The sequence below is a fragment of the Acidobacteriota bacterium genome (genome assembly GCA_012729555.1).
Classification (GTDB): Bacteria; Acidobacteriota; UBA6911; order UBA6911; family UBA6911; genus UBA6911.
In genome coordinates this window covers 51,795-64,330 of record JAAYCX010000012.1, presented here as the reverse complement: position 1 = coordinate 64,330, position 12,536 = coordinate 51,795, and the positions used below count along the sequence as shown (strand labels likewise).

The 12,536-nt window shown below is 68.1% G+C and carries 9 protein-coding genes; 3 read left to right on the top strand and 6 right to left on the bottom strand.

Features of this window, described 5'->3' with window-relative positions; genetic code table 11:
* Positions 1-80 precede the first annotated feature (80 nt).
* Positions 81-2,765: a bifunctional acetate--CoA ligase family protein/GNAT family N-acetyltransferase gene (locus GXY47_03200; protein NLV30138.1), complete on the top strand. Its 2,685-nt coding sequence runs from the start codon at positions 81-83 to the stop codon at positions 2,763-2,765.
* Positions 2,766-2,845: 80 nt separating this feature from the next.
* Positions 2,846-3,841 carry a dihydroorotate dehydrogenase-like protein gene (locus GXY47_03195; protein NLV30137.1) on the top strand — a complete coding sequence of 332 codons (996 nt, stop codon included), beginning with the start codon at positions 2,846-2,848 and terminating at the stop codon, positions 3,839-3,841.
* Between the two features lie 11 nt (positions 3,842-3,852).
* Here GXY47_03195 and GXY47_03190 read toward each other — a convergent pair whose 3' ends face one another.
* From GXY47_03190 to purH, 5 genes are all read right to left on the bottom strand, one after another.
* Positions 3,853-6,504, bottom strand: a complete 2,652-nt coding sequence (locus GXY47_03190; GenBank protein NLV30136.1) for a ComEC/Rec2 family competence protein — start codon at positions 6,502-6,504, stop codon at positions 3,853-3,855.
* An 89-nt stretch (positions 6,505-6,593) separates the two neighbouring features.
* Positions 6,594-7,778, bottom strand: a complete 1,185-nt coding sequence (locus GXY47_03185) for a class I SAM-dependent RNA methyltransferase (GenBank protein ID NLV30135.1) — start codon at positions 7,776-7,778, stop codon at positions 6,594-6,596.
* 23 nt (positions 7,779-7,801) lie between these two features.
* The gene (locus GXY47_03180) at positions 7,802-8,530 is read right to left on the bottom strand and encodes a hypothetical protein (GenBank protein ID NLV30134.1); all 729 of its coding nucleotides are present in this window, start codon (positions 8,528-8,530) and stop codon (positions 7,802-7,804) included.
* A gap of 71 nt (positions 8,531-8,601) precedes the next feature.
* Positions 8,602-9,735, bottom strand: a complete 1,134-nt coding sequence (locus GXY47_03175; protein ID NLV30133.1) for a DUF2914 domain-containing protein — start codon at positions 9,733-9,735, stop codon at positions 8,602-8,604.
* An 88-nt stretch (positions 9,736-9,823) separates the two neighbouring features.
* On the bottom strand, positions 9,824-11,389 hold the full coding sequence (gene purH, locus GXY47_03170) for a bifunctional phosphoribosylaminoimidazolecarboxamide formyltransferase/IMP cyclohydrolase (GenBank protein NLV30132.1): 1,566 nt from the start codon (positions 11,387-11,389) through the stop codon (positions 9,824-9,826).
* Between the two features lie 291 nt (positions 11,390-11,680).
* Between purH and GXY47_03165 the strand changes: the two genes are divergently transcribed.
* Positions 11,681-11,914 (top strand): cold-shock protein, encoded by a 234-nt coding sequence (locus GXY47_03165; protein NLV30131.1) that lies wholly within the window; start codon positions 11,681-11,683, stop codon positions 11,912-11,914.
* Between the two features lie 21 nt (positions 11,915-11,935).
* Here GXY47_03165 and GXY47_03160 read toward each other — a convergent pair whose 3' ends face one another.
* The gene (locus GXY47_03160) at positions 11,936-12,532 is read right to left on the bottom strand and encodes a hypothetical protein (GenBank protein NLV30130.1); all 597 of its coding nucleotides are present in this window, start codon (positions 12,530-12,532) and stop codon (positions 11,936-11,938) included.
* Between the last annotated feature and the right edge of the window lie 4 nt (positions 12,533-12,536).

The window sequence follows — 12,536 nt, the reverse complement described above, 5'->3', positions numbered from 1 at the left end:
GGTTGCGCATGATTCCAGAGAGCCCTGCAGGACCGGACCTCACCCGTCCCGTCCCCCCGCGCACCGATCTCTCCAGCAGCATGCTCCATCGCCATGAACAGCCGCTCGGGGCTTTTTTCTCCCCTCGCACCGTCGCGGTCCTCGGCGCCACCGAAAGCGCCGACAGCATCGGCAGGGCGGTGCTGTGGAACCTGGTGACCAACCCGTTCGGCGGCACCGTCTTTCCCGTCAACCCCGAGCACGCGAGCGTCCTGGGGATCAAGGCGTACCCCGCCCTCTCCGCGGTCCCGGAAAAGGTGGACCTGGCCGTGGTGGCGACCCCGGCCGAATCGGTCCCCGACCTGGTCGCCGAATGCGTGGAGGCCGGGGTCAAGGCGGCCGTCATCCTTTCCGCCGGCTTCAAGGAGACCGGGCCCGCCGGCCTGAAAATCGAGGAGACGATCCTGGCCAACGCCCGGCGCGGGACGCTGCGCATCATCGGCCCCAACTGCCTGGGGGTCATGAGCCCGCTGACCGGGCTGAACGCCACCTACGCCGGCGGCATGGCGAGGGCGGGGAACGTGGCCTTCCTCAGCCAGAGCAGCGCCCTGTGCACCGCCGTGCTCGACTGGAGCCTGCGGGAAATGGTGGGCTTCAGTTCCTTCATTTCCGTCGGATCGATGCTCGATGTCGGGTGGGGGGATCTGATCGATTACCTCGGCGAGGACCAGCGGACCCGCAGCATCCTGATCTACATGGAATCGATCGGGGATGCGCGCGCCTTTCTCAGCGCCGCCCGGGAGGTGGCCCTTACCAAACCCATCATCCTCATCAAGGGGGGGAGGACGGAGCCGAGCGTGCGCGCCGCCGCATCGCACACCGGTTCCCTGGCCGGGGCCGATGATGTCCTGGACGCGGTCTTTCGCCGCGGGGGCGTGCTGCGGGTCAACAACATCTCCGACCTTTTTTACATGGCGGAGGTCCTGGCCAAGCAGCCCAAACCGAGGGGGCCGCGCCTGGCCATCGTCACCAACGCCGGGGGGCTGGGGGTGATGGCCACCGACGCCCTCATCAGCGGGGGGGGGGAGCTGGCCTCCCTGGGGGCGGAATCGGTGGAGGAACTCGACCGGCTTCTGCCCGAATACTGGAGCCACATCAACCCCGTCGACATCCTCGGCGACGCCTCCCCTGAGCGCTACCAGAGCGCGGTGGAAATCGCCGCCAAGGATCCCGGCAGCGACGGCGTCCTGGTCATCCTGGCGCCCCAGGCCGGCACGGATTCCACCCGGACCGCGGAGCAGCTGAGGCCGCTGGCGCGGCTGGGCGACAAGCCGATCCTGGCCAGCTGGATGGGGGGGGCGGCCGTGGCGGCGGGCGAGGCCATCCTGAACCGGAACAACATCCCCACCTTCCCCTACCCGGATACCGCCGTGCGGGCGTTCAATTACATGTGGCGCTATACCTACAACCTGCGCGGCCTGTACGAAACGCCCATGCTCACCCCCTCCCTGGACGAGGTGAGGGACCGGACGCTGGCGGAGGAGAGGGTCCGCGCGGCGCGGGAGGCGGGGCGGACGCTGCTGAATGAATTCGAATCCAAGAAGATCCTGGAGGCCTACGCCATCCCCTCCGTGGAAACGCGCATGACGACGGCGGAGGAGGATGCGGTCCGGCTGGCCGGGGAGATCGGGTACCCCGTGGTGCTCAAGCTCGCCTCCGACCGGATCGCGCACAAGCACCAGGCCGGGGGCGTGCGGCTCAATCTCGGGGATGCGGCGGCCGTGCGCCGGGCGTTCCAGGGGATCCGGGAGACGGTCCTCGACCGTTACGGCCCCGATCACTTCCAGGGGGTCACCGTACAGCCGATGATCCGCTCCGACGGGTTCGACCTCATCATCGGGAGCTTTCTCGATCCACAGTTCGGCCCGGTGCTGATGTTCGGCTCCGGGGGGAGGCAGCTGGAGATTTACCGGGACCGGGCGCTGGCCCTCCCGCCGCTCAACATGACGCTGGCGCGGCGGCTCATGGAGCAGACGAGGGTTTACGAGGCGATGAAAAAGCGGCCCGACATCGACCTGCAGGCGCTCGAGCAGCTGCTGGTCCTGTTCAGCCTGCTGGTGGTGGAACAGCGCTGGATCCGGGAAATCGATATCAACCCGCTGCTGGTCGGCGCCGACCGGACCCTGGCCCTGGACGCGAGCATCATCGTGCACGAGGCGCTGACGCCCCCGGAATCGCTCCCCCGGCTGGCGATCCGCCCCTATCCGACCCGCTATGTCTTTCCCTGGACCATGCCGGACGGCACCGCCGTCACCATTCGGCCGATCCGGCCGGAGGACGAGCCGTTGATGGTCCGGTTTCACGAGACCCTTTCGGAACGGAGCGTCTATCTCCGCTATTTTCACAACCTGCGCCTGGCTCAGCGCATCGCGCACGAACAGCTCACCCGCATCTGTTTCATCGACTACGGGCGCGAGATCGCCCTGGTCATTCTGAACAAGGGGCCCGCCGGGGAGGACATCATCGCCATCGGCCGGCTGATCAAGGTCCCCGGGACCCGGGACGGGGAATTTGCCATCCTCGTCAGCGACCAGTGGCACCACCGCGGGCTGGGCCACGAGCTGCTCAAGCGGCTGCTGGAAGTCGGGCGCGCGGAGAAACTCGAACGTGTGTACGGTGAGATCCTCCCGGAGAACCGGGACATGCTGCGGGTGTGCGACAAGCTCGGTTTCCGGCGCCTGTATTGCGCGGAAGAAGGGGTCGTCCGGGCCGAGCGGGAACTGTAGGGATGCATCCGGACCGCGGGTGCGGATCCGGGGTAACACTGTCGTGAACGGACTTTTACTTTTGCGCCGGAGAATTCGATATGGATCTGAGTGCCCGATACCTGGGATTGAATTTGAGAACGCCCCTGGTCCCCTCCGCCTCCCCCCTTTCGGAGGACGTGGACTCCATCAAGCGCCTGGAGGACGCCGGCGCCGCGGCCGTGGTGCTGCATTCGGTTTTCGAAGAGCAGGTGAGGGGCGAGCAGGAGGCGGTCGAGTACCATAGGATGTACGGTACGGACAGCTTTCCCGAGGCCCTTTCCTTTTTCCCCGAGCCCGCCCAGTTCGCCACCGGTCCCGAGGAGTACCTCGACAAGATCCGCAAGGCGAAGGAGTCGGTGAAGATCCCCATCATCGGCAGCCTGAACGGCGCGGCCCTGGGCGGGTGGGTCGATTTCGCGCGGCAGATCGAACAGGCGGGGGCCGATGCGCTCGAGCTGAACGTCTACTCCGTGCCCACGGAAATGGACCGCAACGGCGCCGAGGTGGAGCAATCGTGCATCGACATCCTCAAGGGGGTGAAATCGGTGGTCCATCTGCCGGTGGCCATCAAGCTGCACCCCTTTTTCAGCAACATGGCCCACATGGCCAAGCGGCTGGACCGGGAGGGGGCGGACGCCCTGGTCCTCTTCAACCGCTTTTACCAGCCCGACATCGACCTGGAAAACCTCGAGGTGCGGCCGCGCATCAACCTCAGCACCCCGCAGGACATGCGCCTGCCGCTGCGGTGGGTGGCCATACTCTACAGCCGGGTGAAAGCCGATCTGGCGGCCACCAGCGGGATCCACTCGGCCCAGGACGTCCTCAAGATGCTGATGGCGGGGGCCGATGTCACCATGCTCTGTTCGGTGCTGTTGACCCGGGGGGTGGACGCCCTGCGGCAGATCGAGACCGACATGAGCAACTGGATGGCGGAGCACGACTACCAGTCGGTGCGGCAGTTGCAGGGGTCGATGAGCCAGAAGTACTGTTCCGACCCGGCCGCCTTCGAGCGCGCCCAGTACATGAAGACCCTCATGTCCTACCGGCGGGAGTGAGAGGGCGGCCGTCACAGCGTGCCCCGTTCCAGAACGCCCCGGACGTGGCTCGAGATCGCGTAGCGGACGCCGTCGGTCTCGAAGGTGACGGCCCCCAGCTCCGCCGTGACGAGGACCCGGGCGCGGTGCCGTTCGAGGCGCTTCAGCACCTCCGGGGAGGGATGGCCGAACGGGTTGCGGCTCCCCGCGGAGATGACGGCCCAGCGCGGCGAGGAGCTTTCCAGAAACGTATCCGAGGTGGCCGACCGGCTGCCGTGGTGCGCGACCTTCAGAAGAAGGCTCTCGAGGGGGAAGCCGCGCGCCAGGAGCTCCTTCTCCCCGTGTTTTTCGAGGTCGCCCGTCAGCAGGGCCGAAAAGCGGCCGTAGGCGAAGCGGATCACGAGCGAGCGGTCGTTGGCCGCCGTCGGCGCGCCCTCCCGGACCGGGTGGAGGACCCGGATGCGGACCGCGCCCCGGTCGAGCACGGCCCCCCGGCCCACCCGGGTCACGGGGATCCCTTTTCGATCCGCGGCCGCGAGGATCCTGGCCAGGATGCGCGCATCCCCCCGCGCGGGAGCGCAGCCGAATGCGCGGACGGCGAAGTTCGACAGGACCGCGGGGACCCCTCCGGCGTGATCCAAATCCGCGTGCGACAGGAGAACCCTCTCCGGCCGGAGGATCCACCGGTGCCAGAGGTAGCGGCTTACGACCGCTTCGCCGATGTCGAACCCCTCCCCGCTCTCCTCCTCCGCCGGGGGGAGGACGAGGCCCCCCGCGTCCAGGAGCCACAGGCCGCCGTCGGGAAAACGGATGACGATCGCATCCCCTTCGCCGACATCCAGGAAGGTGAAGCCCAGGACCGGGCCGGAGTCCCCCCCGTCCCCCCGTCCGGCCAGCGCGGGCCGGGGCCGGAACCGGTCGAGGGTGGACTGCACGAGGGGGGTCGGGGCCGTGGCCGGGACCAGGAGAAGGGCGGCCATGAGGGCCGCCGGGACCCAGCGCCTGCGCCACCCGAGGAAGTACCAGAGGAAAAGGAGGCCGATCCCCCCCCACACCCAGGCGGCCGGCGGGGTCGGGCATCGCTGCCAGGCGCCGGGGACCGCGGCCGCGCCGCGGGCGCAGGCGAGGAGGAGGGCGGCGCATTTTCCGGCGATCGGCACGAGGGCCGCCCCGGGCCCTCCGGGGGCCAGGGCGGCCCCGAGGCCGGCGGCAAGGGTCAGGGAGGAGAGCGGAACCATGACCACGTTGGCCAGTGGCCCGATCCAGCTGATGCGGTTGTAGTTGTGGGCCAGCAGGAGTCCGATCCACAGTTCGACCGCCAGCGATAGGAGAACCAGGCTCCCCGCCGCCGCCACGGCGCCGGCCGCATGGCGGCAGACCCATTGAAACGCCCGCGCGGCGGCGGGGGAAACCCGGTCGGCCATGGCCTCGGCGGTCAGTTCGAGCCCGAAACGCAGGCGCCGCCCGAGGCGGTGCCACCGGCCCGGCCGGAGGAAGAGGCGCTCCGCTTCGCCCGTGTGCCGCGCGGGCGCGCAGACGGGGTGCCAGCACTCTTCGATGAGGGGGGACGCGGTCATCACGATGGCCAGGACCGAAAGGAAAGAGAGCTGGAAACCGATTTCGAACAGCCAGTCCGGGTTGGCCGCCAGCAGGATGAGGGCCGCGGCGAAAAGGAGGTTGACCGAATCGGCGTGCCGCAGGAGCATGCGCCCGAGCAGGTAGAGCGCAAACACCCAGAAACAGCGGGTGATGCTCGCCTGGAAGCCGACGATCACCGTATAGGCCAGGATGGCCGTGCCCGCCGTCAGGTAGCGGAGGCGTTCCGGGAGCCGGGCGCGCCGGGCCAGGCAGAGGAGAACCCCCGCGATCCAGGCGACATGAAGGCCGGACACCACCAGGACGTGAAGCGTTCCCGAGTTTCTGAAGGCCTCGCTGACAGGAGCGGTCAGCTCCGTGTAGTCTCCTATCGTCAGGCTGGCCAGGATCGCGGCTTCCACCCCCTTCCCCCGGTCGGCGAGGGGCCGGAAGGCCTTCCGCACGCGCGTGCGCGCACGCCCGGCGAGATCGGTCACCGGGCCGGAGCACCCCCCCGGCTCGATTTCCAGCAGCCGGGGTGATTTGGTTCTGCCGACGATCCAGACTCCGCGCCGGGCCAGCCGGGCGACCCGGTCCTCCGACCCCGGGTTTTCGAAATTGCGGGGCCGCCGCCAGACGCCCCACCCCCTGACCCGGTCCCCCCGTGCGAGCAGGGGCGTCCTCCCGCTCTCACCCCGCGCCCCGGGATGGGTGACGCGCAGAATTCCCATCCCCCGGCACGGGATCCATCCCGCTCCCCGGCGCCGGGCGAGCAGGCGGAGCGTGTGCACGCTTTCCCCGCCCCGGATCCGTCCGTCGTCGACGACGCAGGCGTCGAAGGCGGAGGGTTCGTCCAGGGGAAAGTCCCCCCGGGCGAGGGCGTGCCGGAGGTGGGCGCGCGGGACCCCATCGCGATGCGCCGCGGCCGCCAGGAATCCCGCCGCCGCCACGGCCGCCAACCCGAGCGCCAGGGCCCGGCCCTGCAGGCCGCGGTGGAGGGCCAGGCCCGAGGCGGCGGCCAGCATGAGGCCCGCCGCGAGGATCCCGCCGAAGGCGTGGTCCCGGAAGGCCCCGGCCAGGAGAATCCCGAGGGAGAAGGAAAGGGCCACGGCCGCCATGGGGCGGGCGGAGTGAGCGCGGGCAATGGGGGAGGGGAGGGCGGGGTGCGGGGATTGGAGGGGGTCCGGATCCGGCGTGGCTACACCCTCGCGAGGCGGACGACGGTTTCGAAGTGATAGCTCTGGGGAAACAGGTCGAGCCCCTCCACCGATTCGATCCGGTAGGGATCGGGGACGAGGCGGGCCAGGTCGCGGCAGAGGGTCTGGGGATCGCAGGAGACGTACACGATTCTGGCGGGGCGCCACCGGCGGAGCTGCTCCATGACCCGTTCCCCGGCGCCGGAGCGCGGAGGGTCGAGGACGACCAGGCCGAAATCGCGCTGCTCCGTCCCCTGCATCCATTCGGCGACATCGGCGCACACCGTCTGGAGATGACCGAAGCCGGCCTCGGCGACGTTGGACCGCAGCAGCCGGCAGGCGGACGGAGAACCCTCGACGGCGACCCCTTTTCGGAAGGTGCGCGCCAGGGGGAGCGACAGGAGGCCGACCCCGGCGAAAAGATCGAGCGCCGCGGCCGGGTCGCAATTCCGCGCGGCGGCGGCCACCGCCCCGGCCAGGTCCTCCACCAGGAAATCGTTGGCCTGGAAGAAGACGTCGGGCGTCAGCCGGAAGGTGAATCCGCCGACCTGGCGCCGCAGCGTCCCCCCCGGACCGGCGGCCCAGGAGCCCTCCTGTTCCGAGCAGGCGATGTCGATCTCCCCGGCCTCCCGTCCGGCTCCGGGGCTCCCGAGGCGCACCCGCAGCGCTTTGAGGGCCTCGTTCAGCGAAGGCCGGAAGAGGGGGCAGTGATCGATATCCAGGACGGTGTGCGAACCGCCCCGGAAGAAACCGACGGCGGCATCGGCCCCGATCCTGGCGAACCGCATCCTGGCCCGGGATCGGTATCCGAACGGCCGGGGGGAGGGCTTCATGGAGACAGGCAGTCCGGAGGTTTCTGGAAATTTATGGTGCAGCAGCTCCTCGAGGATCCCCCGTTTGGCTTCCACCTGCTGGGCATATTCGAGATGCTGCCAGTGACATCCCCCGCAGGCGCCGAAATGGGGACAGGCGGGGTCCGTCCGCCCCGGCCCGGGATCCAGGACCCGCACGGCGGAGGCGCGGACAAAGTTTTTCTTCTCCTCGACCGGCCGCACCAGCAGGGTGTCCCCCGGGGCCGAGAAGGGGACGAAGACCACCTTCCCCTCGTGCCGGCCCAGGCCGTCACCGCCGTAGACCAGCCGTTCGATCCGGAGCGTGAACGTGCTCGGCATCTCTTCCCCGTCCATGAATGAAGGCCTCCCGGTCCGGATCAGAGCCGGAAAAGGCTGAGTTCCCCGATCCCGAACTTTCGTCGGATCCGGTCGTGCATGAAGTTTTCGCGGATCCGTGCGAAGGTCTCCTTCGGCAGCCTCTTTTTGTACTCCTTGAGTTCCTTTCGGGCTTCAGTCTCCCATTCGGCCGCCTCTTCGGCCGGGACGCGGCCGCCGAGCTCCTCCATCAGCAGATCGTCGAGGATTCGAAGGTCGCGTTCGAGCGCTTCCGGGTCGATCCGTGCGCCCGCGCGCCGGGAGCGCGCGATCTCCTCGAGCCGGGCCCGGACGCGGACCACGCCTTCGGGAGCGCCTCCGGGGTATTGTTTCGCCGAGAGGGCGTTTATTTCAGCCATTCTCCCCTCGAGGAAGGCGCCGATCTCCTCCACTCCCGGGCCGCCCCCCCCGGGATCCTCCGGGGCCTCGCCCCCCCCGCGGGCGCTCTCCCCGGTGTCCTCCCCGACATGCGCCTCCGCGTAGTCGGCGTAGGCCTCCATGACCGCGTCATGACAGTAGCAGAGGCTGCTGACCTTGGAATGCCCTCGGGGGCGCCGCGCGCTGAAGCCGTCCATGGCGATGTCGATGCCGCGCAGTGCTATATGCAGCGGGATGCCGGCGTCGCGCCAGGCGGCGATGAGGTTCCAGTCCGTCGGGGAGATCAGCAGGTGCTTGCCCCGCCTCCGCACGAAATGTTCCTCGATTTCGGTGAAGTAATTGTAGTAGTTCATCCTCTCCAGCCGGAAAAGGGGATTGTGCCATAAAAAGGGGGAGAAGGGGAGCCGCGGCGGCCCGGGTGCTTTCAGGGGATCAGGCCGACCTGGAGGGGGGGGCGGGAAGGGGGGCTGGCCTCGACGGTAAAATCGATCCTTCCGAGCGTCTGGCCCGATTCGGTCTCGACCTCCACCCTCCATCGTCCCGGTGTGATCCCCTGTTTGCGCGTATAGCCCCGGAAACCCCGTTCCCGCCCTCCCCGGATCTCGAACCGGATGCGGTCCGTCTGCACCCATCCCCCGCCCTCGGCGGCGCGGCTCCAGACATGGCTTATGGGGACGCGGAACTTCGGGGGCGCGAATATGGCGGTATAGCAGTAGGCGCTTTCTCCCGGCGCCAGGTAAAAGGGGTCGTCCCATTTCTTCCAGAACCGCCACGGCGGACCGGGTACGTGCTTCACCTCGTAACCGCCCGGGGCGCGCGCCACGTGGTGGTAGATCCCCGCCGATTTCAGCGCCAGCGGGACCGGGGGGATGAGGCTGGCGAGGTAGAGGAGGTTCACCGCGAGGAGCGTGAGCCCGATCCACGGGAGGACGGGCCGCAGCGCGAGGCGCCGCGGCACCCCCGCCCTCCCGAGCGCCAGGGAGAAGACCGCAAGGCTCACCCCCAGGCTGAGGACCCCGGCCAGCGCGAAGATGGCGCCGTTGACGGCCGCCAGGACCACCGGCAGGAAGAAGGCGAAGAAGGAAAGGAGGCAGAAGGTGTAGAGAACGGCGAGCAGGCGGCCGTCCTCGAGCCGGTCGTGCAGGAACTCGTTGCCGATCCAGAGGGCGACGAGGATCAGGAAGAAGATCTGGGTCCTGGTGAAGGAGGCGCTCTTGAAATAAAAGATGACGTAGCTCGAAAACAGGCCGCCGAACAGGAACTGCAGGACCCAGGGGAAGCAGGGGCGCAGTTTTGCCGCCGGCCCGGGGAGGGGGATCCCCGCCCGGCTCCTGAGGATGAGGACTATCAGGATCCCCGCGGCCGCCAGGTAGGAGAGCAGGAGCGCGTTGTCCAGAAGGTTGTCGATACGGGTCAGCGTCAGGGAATCCCAGAGGAATCCGGCGCCGAACAGGGCGATGCCCGAATATCTCTCGTGGCGGCGGTACCAGAGCGCAAGCGCCCTTGCCGCCTCTGACAGCCGGGGTCGCGCGTTCGGGGGGAAGGGATCGGGAGGCATGGCTTTTGGGGCGCGCCCGCAGGCGCCCGCCCGCAGGCGCGCCCGCCCGCAGGCGCGCCCGCCCGCAGGCGCGCCCGCTGCGGCAGAGTCAGTGTTTGAAATGCCGGATCCCGGTGAAGACCATGGCGATTCCCCTGCTGTCGGCGGCTTCGATGACCTCCGCGTCGCGCACCGACCCGCCCGGCTGGATGACGGCCCTGACGCCGTACTCGGCGGCGGCCAGCAGCCCGTCGGGGAAGGGGAAGAAGGCGTCCGAGGCCATGGCGCAGCCCTCGAGCGGGAGATGGGCCTTCATCGCCCCCCACTTCACCGCGTCCACGCGGCTGGTCTGCCCGGCGCCGATTCCGAGCATCCGATCGGCGCCGGAGAAGACGATGGCGTTGCTCTTGACATGCTTGACAACGCGCCAGCCGAACAGCAGCGCCTCCAGTTCCTCGCGCGAGGGGGCGCGCCTGGTGACCGTCTTGAGTTCATCGGGGCCGAGGAAATAGGTGTCCCTGTCCTGGAGGAGGAAGCCGCCGCTGATCTGGCGGTGCTGCGGCGCGACCGGGGCGGCGCCGCTCACCCGCAGCAGCCGGAGGTTTTTCTTCTGCCTCAGGATGTCGAGCGCATCGGGTGCGAAATCGGGGGCCAGCACGACCTCCACGAAAGTCCGGTTGATTTCCTCCGCCGTGTCCCGATCCACCGGGCGGTTGAGCGCCACCACCGAGCCGAAGGCCGAGACCGGATCGCTGTCGCGTGCCAGGGCGTACGCCTCCGCGAGCGTGTCGGCCTGGGCCACGCCGCAGGGGTTGGTGTGCTTGATGACCGCGGCCGCGGGGCGGTCGAACTCCAGCGCCAGGTTCCAGGCGGCGTCCGAATCGAGCAGGTTGTTGTAGCTGAGCTCTTTTCCGTGCAGCACTTCGGCCCCGGCCACGCCCGCCTCCGGCTCCCCCGCCCGGCGGTAGAGCGCCGCGCGCTGGTGCGGGTTTTCGCCGTATCGCAGGTCGCGGACCTTGCCGAGGGCCAGCACCTCCAAGGCGGGAAGGGCGTCCTCCGGTTTTTCGGCCCCCTCTCCCGACCACGCCCTTTCCGCGAACCACGCGGCGATGGCGCTGTCATAGGAAGCGGTGGCCGCGAACGCCTTCTGCGCCAGCCGGAAACGGGTGCCGGCGCCGAGGGCGCCCTCATGGAGTTCCATTTCGGCGAGGACCCAGGCATAGTCGGCGGGGTCGGTGACGACGGCCACGCCCGCGTGGTTTTTGGCCGCCGAGCGGATCATGCTGGGCCCGCCGATATCGATCTGCTCGATGACCTCGGGATAGGCGATTCCTTCCCGCGCCGCGGTCTCCCGGAAGGGATAGAGGTTGACGACGACCATGTCGATCGGCAGGATCCCCTGCCGCTGCATCTGGGAACGGTGCGACGGATTGTCCCGCAGCGCCAGCAGGCCGCCGTGAATCCTGGGGTGCAGTGTCTTGACCCGGCCGTCCATGATTTCGGGGAAGCCGGTATAGTCGGACACGTCGATGACGGGGACCCCCCGCTCCCGGAGAAAGGCGGCGGTGCCCCCGGTCGAGAGCAGTTCGACCCCCATTTCCCGAAGGCGCCCCGAAAGTTCGGCCAGACCGCTCTTGTCGGAAACACTTATCAAAGCACGTTGTATGCGGATCAAGCTCCACCTCCTCGTGTCGATGAAGATAAAAGAAACAGTATACGCGATCCGCCGCCCGGTGCCAGATGCAGATTGAGCCTCCCGGTCCCCCGCCCCTGCGGCGCCCGGGGGCGGGTGGTTATTTTCCGCTTGACAAAAATAAATTGTGTCGACTACGCTCAATCCAATTAAATCTCTAGTAGTTTGTTTGGTTTAAAAAGGGGGCCTGGACAGCATTGCATTTTGGGACGGCAAGCCGTCTCAATTCAGGATGTGCGAGGGAATGTTCTGGGTTTTTTTAGGGGATGTTCTATGAGTAAGATTACGGGTACGGTCAAGTGGTTTAACAACACCAAGGGATATGGTTTCATCTCCCAGCCTACCGGAGCGGATGTGTTCGTGCATTACAGCTCCATCCAGGAAAAGGGTTACCGCACTCTCCGCGAAGGGGAGCAGGTGGAGTTCGACGTCAAGCTGGGTCCCCGTGGTCCGCAGGCGGAGCACGTCGTGAGGCTCGAACCGCAGCCGGAGCAGCCTGCGGTCTAGGACTCCCGCTTTCGGGCGGGGTCAGGTTTCAACGGTTTCCGCCGCGGCGGTGAACCGGATCGACTCTTCCTTGAGCGCAATGGTGAAGGCCACCCGGGAGCATCCATGCTGTTGCCGGATGCTCCGGGTCCGGGTGGCCACAAGCTCTGCAAATTGCGGATAGGAAATCTGCGCCTTCCCCCGTTCCGTTTTGCGGGCCGCCACCAGCGCTTCGTACAGTTTCCGCACCTTCCCCTCCTCGGCCTCCGGGTCGGATATGGAAATCCGGAGCGCCGGGCCCGGCATGGGCGCCGTGGACGGCGTAGGCGCCGCGGACGGCGTGGGCGCCGCGGCGGCCTTGGATCCGGCGCCTCCCGCTCCCTCGGCCCCCATCTCCCGCTCCTGCTGGGTGCGCCTCCAGAGATCGCGATAGACGTAGTAGCGCGCGACCAGGGTATTGAACCGGAAGCGCTGGGAAAAGGAGAGGTCCGCGCTTTCGGACAGTTTCTTCACCAGCCTTTCGATGCGCAGGCGCAGTTCATCGGGGGCCTTCCCCTGGTTTCCGTGAAAGAAGATGTGGTACTCGATCTTTAACCGCCGCAGCCCCTCCTCCAGGCTGGTCAGTTCCTCGTCATGCATCGCA